Origin of the sequence: Paraburkholderia panacisoli, assembly GCF_008369935.1 — a bacterium.
In the GTDB taxonomy this organism is placed as follows: domain Bacteria; phylum Pseudomonadota; class Gammaproteobacteria; order Burkholderiales; family Burkholderiaceae; genus Paraburkholderia; species Paraburkholderia panacisoli.
In genome coordinates this window covers 203,427-218,581 of record NZ_VTUZ01000005.1, presented here as the reverse complement: position 1 = coordinate 218,581, position 15,155 = coordinate 203,427, and the positions used below count along the sequence as shown (strand labels likewise).

16 protein-coding genes are annotated in these 15,155 nt (G+C 64.6%); 11 read left to right on the top strand and 5 right to left on the bottom strand.

Going from position 1 to position 15,155, the window contains the following annotated elements; all coding sequences use genetic code 11:
• From FVF58_RS09840 to FVF58_RS09820, 5 genes are all read left to right on the top strand, one after another.
• Nucleotides 1-1,335, top strand: coding sequence for an MFS transporter (locus FVF58_RS09840; RefSeq protein ID WP_149669710.1), 1,335 nt, complete (start codon nt 1-3; stop codon nt 1,333-1,335).
• A 78-nt stretch (nt 1,336-1,413) separates the two neighbouring features.
• Nucleotides 1,414-2,202 (top strand): 2-oxo-tetronate isomerase, encoded by a 789-nt coding sequence (gene otnI / locus FVF58_RS09835; RefSeq protein WP_149669709.1) that lies wholly within the window; start codon nt 1,414-1,416, stop codon nt 2,200-2,202.
• A 25-nt stretch (nt 2,203-2,227) separates the two neighbouring features.
• A complete protein-coding gene (gene denD, locus FVF58_RS09830; protein WP_149669708.1) occupies nt 2,228-3,208 on the top strand; it encodes a D-erythronate dehydrogenase in 981 nt (326 codons plus the stop codon).
• Nucleotides 3,209-3,667: 459 nt separating this feature from the next.
• On the top strand, nt 3,668-4,870 hold the full coding sequence (gene pcaF / locus FVF58_RS09825) for a 3-oxoadipyl-CoA thiolase (RefSeq protein ID WP_149669707.1): 1,203 nt from the start codon (nt 3,668-3,670) through the stop codon (nt 4,868-4,870).
• Between the two features lie 240 nt (nt 4,871-5,110).
• Complete coding sequence (locus tag FVF58_RS09820; RefSeq protein WP_149669706.1) at nt 5,111-5,689, top strand: hypothetical protein; 579 nt, start codon at nt 5,111-5,113, stop codon at nt 5,687-5,689.
• 117 nt (nt 5,690-5,806) lie between these two features.
• On the opposite strand, the gene FVF58_RS09815 is transcribed toward FVF58_RS09820, so the two are convergent.
• Complete coding sequence (locus tag FVF58_RS09815; RefSeq protein WP_149669705.1) at nt 5,807-6,187, bottom strand: DUF2917 domain-containing protein; 381 nt, start codon at nt 6,185-6,187, stop codon at nt 5,807-5,809.
• A 376-nt stretch (nt 6,188-6,563) separates the two neighbouring features.
• Here FVF58_RS09815 and FVF58_RS09810 point away from each other — a divergent pair, with 376 nt between their 5' ends.
• From FVF58_RS09810 to FVF58_RS09800, 3 genes are all read left to right on the top strand, one after another.
• A complete protein-coding gene (locus FVF58_RS09810; protein ID WP_223191140.1) occupies nt 6,564-6,935 on the top strand; it encodes a lysozyme inhibitor LprI family protein in 372 nt (123 codons plus the stop codon).
• Nucleotides 6,936-7,210: 275 nt separating this feature from the next.
• Nucleotides 7,211-8,293, top strand: coding sequence for a hypothetical protein (locus FVF58_RS09805; RefSeq protein ID WP_149669704.1), 1,083 nt, complete (start codon nt 7,211-7,213; stop codon nt 8,291-8,293).
• A gap of 11 nt (nt 8,294-8,304) precedes the next feature.
• Nucleotides 8,305-8,673: a hypothetical protein gene (locus FVF58_RS09800; protein WP_246217000.1), complete on the top strand. Its 369-nt coding sequence runs from the start codon at nt 8,305-8,307 to the stop codon at nt 8,671-8,673.
• A gap of 37 nt (nt 8,674-8,710) precedes the next feature.
• On the opposite strand, the gene FVF58_RS09795 is transcribed toward FVF58_RS09800, so the two are convergent.
• On the bottom strand, nt 8,711-9,199 hold the full coding sequence (locus tag FVF58_RS09795; RefSeq protein ID WP_149669703.1) for a GNAT family N-acetyltransferase: 489 nt from the start codon (nt 9,197-9,199) through the stop codon (nt 8,711-8,713).
• Nucleotides 9,200-9,306: 107 nt separating this feature from the next.
• Nucleotides 9,307-10,443, bottom strand: coding sequence for a sensor histidine kinase (locus FVF58_RS09790; RefSeq protein WP_246216999.1), 1,137 nt, complete (start codon nt 10,441-10,443; stop codon nt 9,307-9,309).
• Here FVF58_RS09790 and FVF58_RS52615 point away from each other — a divergent pair.
• Nucleotides 10,372-11,157 (top strand): response regulator, encoded by a 786-nt coding sequence (locus FVF58_RS52615; RefSeq protein ID WP_246216998.1) that lies wholly within the window; start codon nt 10,372-10,374, stop codon nt 11,155-11,157. The two genes, FVF58_RS09790 and FVF58_RS52615, sit on opposite strands and share 72 nt — an antisense overlap.
• 49 nt (nt 11,158-11,206) lie before the next feature.
• Here the strand turns inward: FVF58_RS52615 and FVF58_RS09780 are convergent, their stop codons facing one another.
• Complete coding sequence (locus FVF58_RS09780) at nt 11,207-12,109, bottom strand: LysR family transcriptional regulator (RefSeq protein WP_149669700.1); 903 nt, start codon at nt 12,107-12,109, stop codon at nt 11,207-11,209.
• Between the two features lie 138 nt (nt 12,110-12,247).
• Here FVF58_RS09780 and FVF58_RS09775 point away from each other — a divergent pair, with 138 nt between their 5' ends.
• Nucleotides 12,248-13,129 (top strand): aldo/keto reductase family oxidoreductase, encoded by an 882-nt coding sequence (locus FVF58_RS09775; protein WP_149669699.1) that lies wholly within the window; start codon nt 12,248-12,250, stop codon nt 13,127-13,129.
• Nucleotides 13,130-13,312: 183 nt separating this feature from the next.
• On the opposite strand, the gene FVF58_RS09770 is transcribed toward FVF58_RS09775, so the two are convergent.
• Nucleotides 13,313-14,206: a LysR family transcriptional regulator gene (locus FVF58_RS09770; RefSeq protein WP_149669698.1), complete on the bottom strand. Its 894-nt coding sequence runs from the start codon at nt 14,204-14,206 to the stop codon at nt 13,313-13,315.
• Nucleotides 14,207-14,295: 89 nt separating this feature from the next.
• Between FVF58_RS09770 and FVF58_RS09765 the strand changes: the two genes are divergently transcribed.
• Nucleotides 14,296-15,072 (top strand): NAD(P)H-dependent oxidoreductase, encoded by a 777-nt coding sequence (locus FVF58_RS09765; RefSeq protein ID WP_149669697.1) that lies wholly within the window; start codon nt 14,296-14,298, stop codon nt 15,070-15,072.
• Nucleotides 15,073-15,155: the final 83 nt, after the last annotated feature.

Below are 15,155 nucleotides of genomic sequence, written 5' to 3'. Positions count from 1 at the left end.
ATGAGTTCGTATCAGACCGCAGCCAGCCGTCCCGTTGCCGCTGACGCGGCGCAGCCCGGCGCCGCCGAAGTTGAACGCACCTACAAAAAAGTGTTCTGGCGTATCGTGCCGTTTCTGATGCTGTGCTACGTGGTCGCGTATCTAGACCGCGTCAACGTCGGCTTCGCCAAGCTGCAGATGTCGCAGGATCTCGCGTTCAGCGAAACGGTGTTCGGGCTGGGCGCCGGGGTGTTCTTCATCGGCTACTTCCTGTTCGAGCTGCCGAGCAACATTCTGATGCACAAGCTCGGCGCGCGTATCTGGATCGCGCGGATCATGATCACGTGGGGACTGATGTCGGCGCTGTTCGTGTTCGTGAAGACGCCGATGCAGTTCTATCTGCTGCGCTTCCTGTTGGGTCTGGCCGAAGCCGGTTTCTATCCGGGCGTGATCCTGTACTTGACCTACTGGTTTCCGTCGCATCGGCGCGCGAAGATCATCGCGGTATTCATGTCGGCGATTCCGGTGTCGGGCATTTTCGGCAATCCGCTGTCCGGCTGGATCATGCAGGCGCTCCATGAGAGCTCGGGTTTTGCGGGCTGGCAATGGATGTTCATGATCGAAGCGATTCCCGCAATCGCGATCGGTATCGCGACGATCCTGTATCTCGACAACGGCATCGCCGGCGCGAAGTGGCTGACCGAACGCGAGAAGCGCCTGCTCACCGATGAAATCGCCGCCGCGCAGCCGCAGGAAAAGACCCACAAGCATTCGCTCGGCGCGGTGTTCCGCGATCCGCGCACATGGTGGATGTCGCTGATCTATTTCGCGTTCGTCACCGGGCAATACGGGCTGACGTTCTGGATGCCGACGCTCGTCAAGTCGACCGGCGTGAGCGGCGCGTTCAATATCGGTCTGCTAAGCGCGATTCCGTTTCTGTGCGCGATCGTCGTGATGAACGTGATGGGGCATAGCGCCGACAAGCGCCGCGAGCGTCGCTGGCATCTGATCGTGCCGGCGCTGTTCGGCGCAATCGGCTTCACGGTGGCCGCCTCGTTCGCGGATAACACGGTGGTGTCGATCGCGTTTCTGTCGCTCGCCGCAGCCGGCGTGCTGACCTGCGCGCCGCTGTTCTGGTCGCTGCCCACCGCGTTTATGTCGGGCGCGAGCGCCGCGGCCGGCATCGCAATCATCAATTCGATCGGCAATCTCGCGGGTTTCGCGAGCCCGTACATGATCGGCTATCTGAAGGACCTCACGCACAGCACGCAGACCGGTATGTATGTGCTGGCCGGGATGCTGGTGATCGGCGCGATCGCCACTTGGCTCACGCCGGCGAAGCTGGTCAACCGCTAAATCGACATTGACGCGCGGCGCAGGCAGTCATTGCTCGCGCCGCGCGCCGGATCACACCGCTTTCAAGGAGTTGCCGCCATGCCGCGTTTCGCCGCCAACCTGACGATGATGTACAACGAGCACGCTTTCCTCGACCGTTTCGCCGCTGCCGCGAAAGACGGCTTCGAAGCGGTCGAATATCTATTTCCGTACGATTTCCGCGCCGGCGAGTTGAAAGCGCGGCTCGACGCGCACGGCCTGACGCAGGCGCTCTTCAATGCGCCGCCCGGCGACTGGGCCGGCGGCGAGCGCGGCATCGCTTCGCTGCCGGGCCGCGAAGACGAGTTCCGCCGCAGCTTCGAGACCGCGCTGGAATACGCGCGCGTGCTCGGCAATCGCAAGCTGCATGTGATGGCCGGGCTGATCGGCGCGGATCAGCCGCGCGCGAAACATCGCGACGTGTATCTGAAGAATCTCGCGCACGCGGCGCAGGCCGCGCAGGCCGAGAACATCATGGTGGTGATCGAGCCGATCAACACGCGTGACATGCCGGGCTTCTTCCTGAACCGTCAGGACGACGCGCAGGCGATCTGCGCGGAAGTTGGCGCGCCGAATCTCAAGGTGCAGTTCGACTGCTATCACTGCCAGATCGTCGAGGGCGATCTGGCGGTGAAACTCAAACGCGATATGGCCGGCATCGGCCACATCCAGATTGCGGGCGTGCCGGAGCGGCACGAGCCCGACATCGGCGAATTGAACTACCCGTATCTGCTGGAGCTGATCGACTCGCTCGGCTACGACGGCTACATCGGTTGCGAATACCGGCCGCGCGCGGCCACGTCGGCTGGCCTCGGCTGGCTCAAGCCGTATCTGGACGCTAAGCGCTAACCACTCACTACGACGGACACCCGACATGAAAGTACTGATTACCGGTGGCGCGGGATTTCTCGGCCAGCGCCTCGCACGTGAACTGCTCGCGCGCGGTTCCCTGAAGGACCCGCAAGGCGCGCCGCAAGCGATTACCGAACTGGTGCTGCTCGACGTGGTGCGCGCCGGCGACTTCGGCGACAGCCGCGTGCGCACGGAGGTAGGCGACATCGCCGAGCGCAGCGTGCTGGAACGCGCGATCGACGACCAGACCGCTGCGATCTTCCATCTGGCGGCGATCGTCAGCGGCCAGGCTGAAGCGGATTTCGATCTCGGCATGCGCATCAATCTGGATGCGTCGCGTCTCTTGCTGGACGTGTGCCGGCAGCGCGGGCATCGGCCGCGCGTGCTGTTCACGAGTTCGGTTGCGGTCTACGGCGGCGAGCTGCCCGAGGTCGTGCAGAACGACACCGCGTTGAATCCGCAGTCGTCGTATGGCGCGCAGAAGGCGATTGCGGAGTTGCTGCTCAACGACTACGCGCGGCGCGGTTTCGTCGACGGCCGCGTGGTACGCCTGCCGACCATCAGCGTGCGGCCGGGGCGGCCGAATGCGGCGGCATCGTCGTTCGCGAGCGGCATCATCCGCGAGCCGCTAAACGGTGAAACGGCAGTATGTCCGGTGGCGGGCTCGACGCGCTTGTGGCTGCTGTCGCCGCGCAAGGCGATCGAGAGCCTGATCGCCGGACTCGAACTCGACGCGGCTGCGCTCGGCAACCAGCGCGTGGTGAACCTGCCGGGGATTTCGGTGAGCGTCGACGAGATGATCGCCGCGCTGCGCGAGGTCGCCGGGGACGAAGTCGCGAACCGGATCGTGCGCGAGCCGGATGCGCGCGTGGAGAAGATCGTCGGCAGCTGGCCGGGGCGGTGGGACACGTCGCGCGCCGAAAAGCTGGGCCTGAGCGGCGAGCGGAGTTTCGCGGATGTGATCCGCGCCTATATCGCGGATGAGGGGATCGAGATTCGCTGATGCGCTTCCGCTCAACGCTGGTGCCGGTGTCCCGGCGACGGCCGGCCAGCGGCCCGGCACGTTGGCACCTCGGCGCGGCGGCTCTCACACCGTCCGCCCCCCCGGGCCGCCCGCTCGTCGCAGCGGGCTTGCGATTCGTCCGACGCTTTGCACCACCCCGACGGCCTGCACGTATTCCCTGGTGCGGGCCTGGCTGCGCTTGACATGGTTTCGCGCACGCGCCTATCATCGAGTCTGGTTGTTCGATATATGACCGTATGTTCGTATGTAGAACAAATGACGATTTCGAGGTCGTCGTTCCCGATCCTGCGCTAAGCTGCCCTGACGTGACGGCTGCCGTGCCGTCGCTATCCTCTTGCCCACCGGGCCGATGCTTTTGCGCATCCCGCCCCGCGCCAGTGTCAGAGCGGCGAGCCGGTTACGGCGCAGCGCACGCAGCACATCAACTGGAGACATCACATGACCGAAGCATTCCTGTGCGACGCGATTCGCACCCCCATTGGCCGCTATGCGGGTTCGCTGTCGTCGGTGCGCGCCGACGATCTGGGCGCGGTGCCGCTCAAGGCGCTGATGGAGCGCAACAAGAGCGTCGACTGGGACGCGATCGACGACGTGATCTATGGCTGCGCGAACCAGGCCGGTGAGGACAACCGCAACGTCGCGCGCATGTCGCTGCTGCTGGCGGGCCTGCCGCAAGGCGTGCCGGGCTCGACAGTGAACCGCCTGTGCGGCTCGGGCATGGACGCGGTCGGCATCGCCGCGCGCGCCATCAAGTCGGGCGAGGCCGCGCTGATGGTGGCGGGCGGCGTCGAAAGCATGAGCCGCGCGCCGTTCGTGATGGGCAAGGCGACCAGCGCGTTTTCGCGCCAGGCCGACATTCACGACACGACAATCGGCTGGCGCTTCGTCAACCCGCTGATGAAAAAGATGTACGGCGTCGACTCGATGCCCGAGACCGGCGAAAACGTCGCGACCGACTACAACATCAGCCGCGCCGACCAGGACGCGTTCGCGCTGCGCAGCCAGCAGAAGGCCGCTCGCGCGCAACGCGACGGCACGCTGGCGCAGGAAATCGTCGGCGTGACGATCGCGCAGAAGAAGGGCGATCCGATCACGGTGTCGCAAGACGAGCATCCGCGTGAGACCAGCCTTGAAACGCTCGCCAAGCTCAAGGGCGTGGTGCGTCCGGACGGCACGGTGACGGCGGGCAACGCGTCGGGCGTGAACGACGGCGCGGCGGCTCTGCTGCTCGCTAATGAAGACGCCGCGAAGCGCTTCGGCCTCACGCCGCGCGCTCGCGTGCTGGGCATCGCCACGGCCGGCGTCGCGCCGCGCGTGATGGGCATCGGCCCGGCGCCCGCCACGCAAAAGCTGCTGGCGCGCCTGAACATGACCATCGACCAGTTCGACGTGATCGAGCTGAACGAGGCGTTCGCTTCGCAAGGTATCGCGGTGCTGCGCGCACTCGGCGTCGCCGACGACGACGCTCGCGTGAATCCGAACGGCGGCGCGATCGCACTGGGCCATCCGCTCGGTATGAGCGGTGCGCGTCTCGTGACGACCGCGATGTATCAACTGCATCGCACGCAAGGCCGTTTTGCGCTGTGCACGATGTGTATCGGCGTCGGCCAGGGCATCGCGATCGCCATCGAGCGCGTGTGATGATTTAGCGTGAGGCGCCGTCGCCGGCGCTTCTGTTTTGCCACGCCTCTTGAACAGCCCCATCGCTCGTGCGATGGGGCTGTTTCGTTTGGTGCCGCATGGTTGCCGCGTAGGGGTCGCCGGGGTGGACTCGCTGCGTGCCATCGGCCGCGTAGAATCGTTCGCGCGATACGTTTGAAGAAGGTTGTCCTGTCGAGGCCAGCATGGCTGGCGTTGAACACTTTCTCAAGGAGAGCGCAAATGAAGGCAGCGACGATGCATGCACTGGTGATGGTCGCGGCGCTTGCCGCAGCTCAGCCGGGGTGGGCGCAAGGCGAGATGGCGAGTACCGCGCAGGGCGTGCTCAGCGCAGTGCAGTCGGTGCACATGAAGGCAGAGATCACCGGGGTCGATGCCGGCACTCGCGCGCTCACGCTGAAGGGGGCGGGCGGCAACACAGTGGTCGTGCTGGTGGGGCAGCAGGTCGACGGGTTCGATCAGCTGAAAGTGGGCGACCGGGTCGACGTGCTCTACAAGAACGCGCTGCTCACGAAAGCCGAGAAGGTGAGCGGCGCGGACAAGGGGATTCGCAAGCGTGTCGACAAGGAGGTGTATACGCCCGCCTCGAGCGGTTTCGAGTCGACGCGCCAGACCGAAGTGCTCGCCACCGTGGAGAAGATCGATCACAAGAAGCGGCTCGTCACGTTGCGCGGTGCTTATCAGACGCAAACACTCGAAGCCGGTCCTGATGTCGATCTGAAGGACATCAAGGTGGGCGATACGATTCATGCGGTGTTCGTGTCGGCAGCGGCGGTGCAGATCACGCCTGCGGGGCAGTGAGCGAGTCGATCGGAGTCCAGAATTCAGAATGCGGAAGCACCCCTGATCGCAGGGGTGCCGGCTCTCGTTTCCGATGCCTGCAACGAACGATCGGCCGACGCACGATCACGCGCTGCGCTAACGCGTCACGGGCGCTCCGATACTCGACCATGCGAGCCATCCCAGCCAGCGTCCGATCATCCCGCGTCGCGCGGGCAGCGCGCTGCTCAACGACACGCGCGCGCCCTGTTCGCCGTCGGTGCTGATCCATACGCGCTCGCCGCGTTGCAGCCGGAACTCCGCGCCCGGCGCGAGCCAGTGATCGTAAGGCGAACTGACGCGTGTGAGCCAGACGCGCGCGCCCTGTACCGCGAGCGTGCTGTCGGCTTCGACACGCCAGGTTAGCGTTGCGCCTGACATCACGGGGAAATGCAGCACTACTTTCGGCAGACACTCGTCCTGCTGATACTGAGCCTGACTTGAGTCGTCATCCATGCATTGCGGGCTTGCCTGATCCATCTTGCTCTCCGTTATCGAGCCGGCGGACGGAGGCGCCCACAAAACAAAAGGCCCCTTCCGTTACCGGCGGGGCCTTGGGGTCTTGTTTCGCAGATTCAGACTGCTAACGCGCACATGCTCCCAATGGCCAGCCGATAGTGGCTCGCATCGGGTGATTTTTCGCAATGGCGATGGAGGTGTGCGTCAACATGGAATCGAGTGTGCCGTTTTGCCGCATGGCTTGTCAATCAAAATGTGGCATGCGTGCATGCGATAACGTGAGCGGCGAGGGTGCTATGCAATGCCCCGGCTTTGCATGAGCGTGCATGGCGCTGCTTGACGAGCGAGCGTCCATGCGGGCAGATTCACGGCGACGCGCAGCGAACAGGGAGCGACGATGAGCAGACACCGCAATCACAGGATCAACCGACGCTGGCAATTTGTGCTGTGGATGACGATCACGTTCAGTGCGGGGTCGGCGTTCTCCGCCAGTTTCGATTGCACCCGCGCGCGCTTGCCGGACGAAAGAACGATCTGCGCATCCCGGCAACTGAGCGAGATGGATGTCGAGATGGCCGTGCGCTTTCAGATGCTAACGGGCCTGGTCGCGATGGGCACGCGTGGCGACATGCAGGACGAACAGCAGGCATGGCTGAAGTCGCGGCAAGCCTGCGGCCGCGACGAGTCGTGCCTGCGCGCCGCGTACCGGCGACGCATCGCCGCGCTGAGGACCGAATACGCGCACCTTGCGAGCCGCGGACCGTTCTGAACAACTCGCGCCCGCGCCCGCGTTTGCATGCGCATGCGGCCAGCGCGGAGCACGTAAGGCGTCGAGTGCGGGGCACCTTTCCGGCCCGCAACAATCTATGTCGAGATATGTCACGGCCGCCGCAAATTGCCCGCAAACCCTTGTCCAGCGGACCTCTGCCGGGATGAAACAAGGTGACATATCTTCGTTGCTGATTTAACCGGCACGTCCTTCTATAGTCCGTCTGTCGCCACGCAGCAGTGACACGAGTGGCCCGAACCCAGCAAGGACATACCGTGAAAAATCATTCGTTCATCGCCCCGGCCAACGCCGCCTGTGTTGCGTCATCGGCATCACTTTCATCGACGCGCGGCGCGCTGCGCAAGCTCGTTCTCAGTGCAACCGTCGCCGTGTTCGCGCTCGGCAGCGCCTCGGCGTTCGCGTGGTCGCAGCATGGCACGGCGTACACGTCGCACGGCACGTACAACGGCGCGCGTTACGGCTCATGCGGCGGCGGCAGCTGCTCGCATGCGGGCGGCGTCGCCGGCCCGTATGGCGGCTTTGCGAGCAACACCGGCACGGTGACGCGCAATGCGCCGGGCCAGTTCTCGAATTCGGGCACCGCGACCGGCCGCTACGGCAACTCCGTGCAGCACGCGGGCGATACCAGCTGCGCCGGCGGCACCTGCTCGCACACCGGCACGCTGACCGGGCCGGACGGCAAGACGGCCACCACCTCCGGCAATGTGACGAAGACCGCGCCGGGCCAGTATTCGTCGTCGGGGTCGATCACGGGCTCGAACGGCAACACGGTCGATCATTCCGCATCGACCAGTTGCGCCGGCTCGACCTGCGCACGCTCGGGCACGGTGACGGGCCCGGATGGCGGGAGCGTCTATCACGCCGGCACGGCTACGCGAGTCGCGCCGGGCGTCGTCACGACTTCGGCCAGCGTGACCGGCACGCACAGCAACACGGTGACGACGAGCGGGACGGTGGTGACGAGCGGTGTCGTCGCGACCGGTGGTACGACGGTTGTCGTGGCGCCGAAGCCGGTGGTGGTGGTGCCGCCGCCGGTTGCTTATGTTCCGCCGCCGCCGGTTGTGGTGACGCCGCCGGTTGCTTATGTTCCGCCGCCGGTTGTGGTGACGCCGCCGGTCGCCTACGTTCCGCCGCCGGTCGTGGTAGCGCCGCCGGTCGCCTATGTTGCGCCGAAGCCGGTCGTGGTCACGCCGCCGGTAGTCTATGCACCGCCGCCCGCACCGCGGGCTGTGTATGTCGCCCCGCGTGCCGTGTATGTCGCGCCGGCGCCGCGCGCGGTCGTGTGGGTCCCAGGCCACTGGGTCGGGCGTGTCTGGGTACCGGCGCACTGGGCATGATGGGCGCGGCCATGCGAGTCCGTCGAGCGGTGTTCGAAACGCAGGGCAGCAATGCGAGCGACGCGGCGCGCCGCTCGCGTTGCGCGGTGGCGCCACTGCGCGTTGTTTATAAAGCAGGTGCTCTGGCGGCGCTCATCGTTGCGTTGAGTGCGACTGCGGCGATGAGCGGATTCTTCACTCACGTGCCCGGGCTTCACGCGGATCGCGAGCCCGAGGCATCGCAAGGCTGTTCGGCCCGTTATGCTGCATTGCTCGATCTCGCTGAACTGGCGAGGCGTGACGGCAAATCATCCGAGGTGGTCGTGCGCGGACTGAGCGATACGCGCGGCGCAATGAACGAATGCCTGCCGATCAGCCGAAGCGGGCAGGCATCACGGTAAATGGGCCGGGCGTTCACCAGCACGAAGCGCCACGTGCCTACGCTAACTGATCTTCCTGACGCGTCAGATCGCACTCCAGAAATATCGCGCCGGCAATCGGATTGAACACATAAGCCGGAATCGGTTCGAACCCGAGCGACGCGTAAAGCCGCAACGCCGCGTGCATAGTCGGCAGGGTATCGAGCCGGATACGCCGATATCCCGACTCTCTCGCCAGCGCGCAAATCAGCGTCGCCAGTTGCTTGCCGATCTGCAAACCGCGACCCGGCGGACGAACATAAAGGCGTTTCATCTCGCACGTCGTTTCATCGAGAGGCCGCAAGGCCACGCAGCCGACGACGGCTTCATCGTCATAAGCGAGCAGCACGCGGCCTCGCGGCGCGGCGAATTTGCCGGGCAAGTCGGCGAGTTCGGAGTCGAAGTTCTGAAAGCTGAGATCGATACCCAGACTCTCGGCGTATTCACGGAAGATGGTCCGGACCGCTTCAAGCTGTTCCGGGAATCGCGCGGCTTCGATGTGGATCATGCACACGTCTCCGGCAACTGTTTCGATGCGGCAGCAGCGTCTGCTGCGCGTTGACTTCGAGCAGTTTAACGGAACGCATGCGGCGCAAGATCGCCGCCGCATCGATCTCATTGCTGCGCTTCGAGCACCACGGGAAAGCGGATTTCGAACGTGGTTCCCACACCCTCGCGGGACACGAAATGGATCTGCCCGTTCAACAAGCGGCACAGCTCCTTGACGATCGCGAGACCGAGACCCGTGCCCGGCACATCCTCGCCCGCGGCGCGCTCGAATTCGTCGAACACCCGGTCCGCGTCCGCGGCCGCGATCCCCACGCCGGTATCCGACACGCGTAACGACCAGTGCCCGGCGCCGGCCATCGCGAAGTGAAGTTCGACTTGTCCCGACTTCGTGTACTTGCTCGCGTTGGACAACAGATTGACCGCGATCTGTTTCAGCTTGAGGCGATTGGACGTGACCGCCTGCAGTGCCGGATCGTACGACGCCTGCAACTTCAGCCCTTTGGCTTCGATCAGCGGACGCGAGGACGCGACGAGTTCGTCATAAAGCTCGCGCGGGTCCACCTGTTCGAGCGCGAGCGGCGCGCCATCGCCGAGCATGACCGCGTACTCGACCATCTCGTCGACGAGCTGTTTCATGTCGGCGGCTTGCCGGTTCGCCAGCGCCAACGCGGTATCCGCTTTCGACGGCGCGCGTGCGATCAGTTGCAGCGCGATCGAAAACGCATTCAGGAAATTGCGCAGGTCGTGCGCCACGCTGCGCGTGATCTGCATCCGCGATTCGTAGAGGTCGCTCACGAGCCGTTGCTTCAAGGTCAGTTCGTGGTTCGCGCGTTCGAGTCTGCCGGTGTACTCGTCGATCTTGCGGTCACGTTCACTCACCACTTCCTTGATCGACGTGTACGACACCATGCTGAACGCTTCGGCGATCAAGCGCCGTGCGCGGCTCTCGTGACGGCGTGTGAAGCTGCTGTCTTGCGCGGCGAATTCTTCGAGCGCATCGTCGAGCACCTGCTGAAACAGATCGAGTTCGCGCACGAGTTCCTCGATGCGGTAGCCCTGACGCCAACGTACTTTGCCGTGCTTTTTCGCATTGCGCTCGATCGATGTTTCGACACGTTCGAGATCTTCGCTATCGAGCGCCGCGCAAAGACCGTCTAGTAGTTCCGGCAGATGATCGACGAGTTGCTGGTAAGTGAGCTTGTCGGCTTCGACGAGATCGACATCGCTGGCAACGGCATTCATCCATTGCTCGGTGAAGCGGGTTCGCTCCGTGCGGATGAAGTCGGAAAAATTGCGCAGCGGGCTCTCGTGTGTGTCGGTCATGATGGGGGTAGGTATGAAGTTTCTACAACATGCGTACGCTCGAACCCACCAGACAGGCAGCACATGAATACCTTCTGCCTGCGCCTCGGTGAAAACCTGCGTTTGGCCGGAATGAATCAGAGGCCCGGCTGGCGGGCGCTTCGCTCCTGCGCGTCGAAACGCGCGCCGCCGCAGCCGAAAGTCCGGTTCATTATCGCCGCATTTGCCGCGCAAGGAACACTTGTTGCGGCGTCGTCGCTAGACGCGCACGAAGCGTTGACGCGACGGTCCCTTATGCATTCGATCCTGTTGGTGGATGACGAGCCGGACATCCTGGCGGCATGGCGCCTGATTCTCGAAGGCGAGGGCTATGCGGTGGGTTGCGCGAGCAATGGTGCCGAGGCGATCGCGTGTACTGCATCTCACGTTCCCGACCTGATTATCACCGACTGGATGATGCCGGTCATGGACGGCGCCGAGCTGTGCCGCCGTTTGAAAGCGATGCCGCAGCTTGCTGGGGTGCCCGTTCTGATCCATTCCGCCGTAGCGCCGCCCGACGGCGAAGCGAAGAACTGGACTGCCAGTCTGCGCAAACCAGTAGGCACGGCGCTCTTCCTGACGACGGTCACGCAACTCTGCAAGCACAGGCATTGACGACGCGCCGACCGCTATCGGATGCCTGCCGCAACGACGCATGAGCGCTTCAGTCCCGGGAGTTGGCCGCCTTCACGAAGTCGACGAACGCGCGCAACGGCGCGGGCAAGTGGCGGCGTCCGGGATAGTAGAGGAACGGCCCCGAAAAGCATTGCCACCAAGGTTCGAGAATGGGCTCCAGCGCGCCGCTGTCGAGATGTGGGCGAAGCATGTCTTCGAACAGATGAATGACACCCACGCCCGCGAGCGCGCAACTGACCGCGAGATCGATCGCGGCGCCGGGGCGCACGAGCAGCGGTCCCGACGGATTCAACTGCAGCACCTCGCCATCGCGTTCGAAATACCAGGTCGGCGTCGCGCCGCCGGCGAACTGACCGCGCAGGCACGCGTGAGCCAGCAGTTCGCGCGGATGCCCGGGGCGGCCGTGCACGTCGAGATAGGCGGCGGACGCGGCCGTCGCGAAGCGCTGCACGCGCGGCCCGATCGGGATCGCTATCATGTCCTGCTCGAGGCGTTCGTCGTAGCGAATGCCCGCATCGCAGCCAATCGACAGCACATCGACGAAGCCGTCCTCGACCACCACTTCGACGCGTATGTCGGGGTACAACTTTAGAAATGGCGCGACGACGCCAGGCAATACGATGCGCGCCGCGCTCGAAGGCACGTTCAGCTTGAGGGTGCCGGTCGGCTTGTCCCTGAAGCCGTTGAGCACGTCGAGCGCCGCCTCCATCTCGCCGAAGAGCGGTGTGAGTTTTTCCAGCAGACGCAGCCCGGCTTCGGTTGGGGCGACGCTGCGCGTGGTGCGGTTCAGCAGCCGCAGACCGAGCTTCGTCTCCAGCCGCTGCACGGCAATGCTGAGGCTCGACGCGGACACGCCGCTGATGCGCGCGGCGTCGCGAAAGCCGCCTGCGCGGGCGACTGAGACGAAGGCGGCGAGGTCGTTCAATTCCATCGTGAGATGACGCGGGAAATAACGCGGGAAAAAATGCGATTGTTGAAATTTTTGAACAACCCGTACACGTTAGACCTGTTTATTTAACAATGCAATCGCGGCGATACTGCGGTTCATCCACTTATCGAGGAGCGCGTCATGTCGAATTTCACTGTCAGCGATACTTTTCCGCTAGCCGGCCGCACGGTGCGCCGCATGGGCTACGGCGCGATGCAACTCGCCGGGCCCGGCGTGTTCGGGCCGCCGAAGGACCGCGACGCCGCGCTCGCGGTGCTGCGCGAAGCGGTGGCCGCGGGCGTCAATCACATCGATACGAGCGATTTTTACGGCCCGCACATCACCAATCAGCTGATCCGCGAAGCGCTGCATCCTTATCCGGACGATCTCGTGATCGTCACGAAGGTCGGCGCGATACGCGGTGGCGACGGCGCGTGGCTGCCCGCGTTCGAACCGGCGGATATCGAGCGCGGCGTGCACGACAATTTGCGTAATCTCGGCCTCGACGTGCTGGAGGTCGTCAACATGCGGATCATGGGCAGCGTGCATGCGCCTTCGGAAGGTTCGATCGAAAAGCAGGTTACGTCGCTTGCCGAACTTCAGCAGCGTGGGCTCGTGCGGCACATCGGCCTGAGCAACGTGACGGCCGCGCAGATCGCCGAGGCGCGGCGCATCACGGAGATCGTCTGCGTGCAGAACCACTACAACCTGGTCCATCGCGACGACGACGCGTTGATCGATGATCTGGCCGGCAAGGGAATCGCCTATGTGCCGTTCTTCCCGCTCGGCGGCTTTACGCCGCTCCAGTCGTCGGCGCTGTCGGGCATCGCGCAGACCCTCGACGTGACGCCTATGCAGGTGGCTTTGGCCTGGCTTTTATATCGGGCACCTAACATTCTGCTGATTCCCGGTACGTCGTCGACAGGGCATTTGCGTGAAAACCTGCAAGCGGGGCGCCTGAAATTGACCGGTGAGGTACTCGACGAACTGAACGCGATCGGCAAGCCCGGCGGCGAAGTTTGATTGCGCGGCTCGCGGTTGTGAAAAACGCCGCGCCAAGACGGCCGATCGCACAACGTGCCGGTCAGCACCGCGAGCGTTTACGAAGATTGACGGCGGCTCGTGGAATACATGCGGTGCCCCGGCAACGGTGGCGCGGCTTGACGCACGCGGGGGCGTGCCTGCCGCCGCTCGCCCCGCGTCGCGTCACACCGACTTCGCGATGAACTCCCGCAGCCATTGATGCGCCGGGTCGCGATGCGAGCGCTCATGCCAGAGCATCGCCATCTCGTAGCCCGTCACCTGCACGGGCGGTTCGACAACCCGCAGCGCACGGGAGCCGCGCGCGAGCCGTTCGGGCAGCATGCCCACGAGGTCGGTGCTCGCCAGCACCGACAGCATGAACAGGAAGTGCGGAACGGAAAGCGCCACCTTGCGCGTGAGCCCCGCGCTCGCGAGTACGGTGTCGGTGACACCGACAAATCCGCCGCCCGCCGGTGACACGATCACGTGTTCGAGCTTGCAGAATTGCGCGAGCGACGGCCGGCGCTTCAGGCGCGGATGACCCGCGCGGCCCGCCAGAACATAGCGCTCCGCGAACAGCAAGCGCCGGCGCAATCCTTCGGGGGCGCCTTCGCTGGTGTGGAATGCCAGATCGATCTCGCCCTGTTCCGCTTGCCGCGCAATGCGCTGCGGTGCCGCTTCGACAACCGCCAGACGCGTGCCCGGCGCCGCCGCGCGCAGACCTGCCAGCGCGGGCAGAATGATCGTCGACTCCGCATAGTCGCTCGCGGCGACGCGCCACGTGTGAGCCGCCGCCGCCGGATCGAAGGGGCTCGCCGGGGCCACCGCGCGTTCGAGCGCTTCGAGCGCCTCGCGCAGCGGTTCGCGCAACGCCTCGGCGCGCGCGGTGGGCCGCATGCCGCGCGGGGCGGGCAGCAGCAGCGGATCGCCGAGCGCGTCCCGCAGTTTGGCCAGATGCACGCTGACCGACGGCTGCGAGAAGTTCAACCGTTCGGCGGCGCGGGTCACGTTGTGCTCCGACAGCAGTACGTCGAGCGTGACCAGCAGGTTTAGGTCGAGGCTTCTGAGATTAACCAATGCAATACCTCACATATTGGAAATTCATTTCCAATATACCTGAGCGAGGCCTATCGTCGTGTCATTCAATCACGAAGGAAGGCACGGTCATGAAAGTTCTGCTTGTTTATGCGCACCCCGAACCGAAGTCGTTGAACGGCTCGCTCAAGGACTTCGCGATCAAACGTCTCGAAGAGGCCGGACACGTCGTGCAGGTTTCCGACCTGTACGCGATGAACTGGAAAGCCTCGCTCGATGCGAACGACAGTCTCGACAGACAAGCCAGCGAGCGTTTCTATCCGTCGCGCGAATCGAAGCATGCGTTCGAGAACGGTCTGCAGAGCGAAGACATCACGCGCGAGCAGGACAAGCTCAGGTGGGCGGACGCGGTGATCCTGCAATTTCCGCTGTGGTGGTTCTCGATGCCGGCCATTCTGAAGGGCTGGGTGGAGCGCGTTTATGCGTACGGCTTCGCGTACGGCGTCGGCGAGCACTCCGATGCGCGCTGGGGCGAGCGCTACGGCGAGGGCAAGTTCACCGGCAAGCGCGCGATGCTGATCGTCACGACCGGCGGCTGGGAGTCGCACTACAGTCCGCGCGGCATCAACGGCCCGATGGACGACGTGCTGTTTCCGATCCAGCACGGCATTCTGTACTACCCCGGCTTCGACGTGCTGCCGCCGTTCGTCGTGTACCGCACGAGCCGGATCGACGACGCGAACTATGGCGAAGTTCGCGACGCGCTGGGCCAGCGGCTCGACGATCTGTGGAAGACCCAACCGATACCGTTCCGGCAGCAGAACGGCGGGGCGTATGCGATCCCTGAACTGACCTTGCGGGCCGATCTTGCACCGGAGCGGGTCGGCTTCGCCGCGCACGTCGAATAGGCGGCGCGCGGGAGTCTGGCCGTGCCCGGCACGCATCGGCCGTGTGTCGAGGCGCGAACGTTCGCGCCTCGACACACGGCCCC

What these genes read in the sequence shown, in the direction of transcription:
- FVF58_RS09780 (WP_149669700.1), bottom strand. Translation starts at nt 12,109, where the DNA reads ATGGAATTGAACGACCTCGCCGCCTTCGTCTCAGTCGCCCGCGCAGGC.
- otnI (WP_149669709.1), top strand. Translation starts at nt 1,414, where the DNA reads ATGCCGCGTTTCGCCGCCAACCTGACGATGATGTACAACGAGCACGCT.
- denD (WP_149669708.1), top strand. Translation starts at nt 2,228, where the DNA reads ATGAAAGTACTGATTACCGGTGGCGCGGGATTTCTCGGCCAGCGCCTC.
- FVF58_RS09810 (WP_223191140.1), top strand. Translation starts at nt 6,564, where the DNA reads ATGAGCAGACACCGCAATCACAGGATCAACCGACGCTGGCAATTTGTG.
- FVF58_RS09800 (WP_246217000.1), top strand. Translation starts at nt 8,305, where the DNA reads ATGCGAGTCCGTCGAGCGGTGTTCGAAACGCAGGGCAGCAATGCGAGC.
- FVF58_RS09840 (WP_149669710.1), top strand. Translation starts at nt 1, where the DNA reads ATGAGTTCGTATCAGACCGCAGCCAGCCGTCCCGTTGCCGCTGACGCG.
- FVF58_RS09790 (WP_246216999.1), bottom strand. Translation starts at nt 10,443, where the DNA reads ATGAATGCCGTTGCCAGCGATGTCGATCTCGTCGAAGCCGACAAGCTC.
- pcaF (WP_149669707.1), top strand. Translation starts at nt 3,668, where the DNA reads ATGACCGAAGCATTCCTGTGCGACGCGATTCGCACCCCCATTGGCCGC.
- FVF58_RS09815 (WP_149669705.1), bottom strand. Translation starts at nt 6,187, where the DNA reads ATGGATCAGGCAAGCCCGCAATGCATGGATGACGACTCAAGTCAGGCT.
- FVF58_RS09820 (WP_149669706.1), top strand. Translation starts at nt 5,111, where the DNA reads ATGAAGGCAGCGACGATGCATGCACTGGTGATGGTCGCGGCGCTTGCC.
- FVF58_RS09775 (WP_149669699.1), top strand. Translation starts at nt 12,248, where the DNA reads ATGTCGAATTTCACTGTCAGCGATACTTTTCCGCTAGCCGGCCGCACG.
- FVF58_RS52615 (WP_246216998.1), top strand. Translation starts at nt 10,372, where the DNA reads ATGATCGACGAGTTGCTGGTAAGTGAGCTTGTCGGCTTCGACGAGATC.
- FVF58_RS09765 (WP_149669697.1), top strand. Translation starts at nt 14,296, where the DNA reads ATGAAAGTTCTGCTTGTTTATGCGCACCCCGAACCGAAGTCGTTGAAC.
- FVF58_RS09795 (WP_149669703.1), bottom strand. Translation starts at nt 9,199, where the DNA reads ATGATCCACATCGAAGCCGCGCGATTCCCGGAACAGCTTGAAGCGGTC.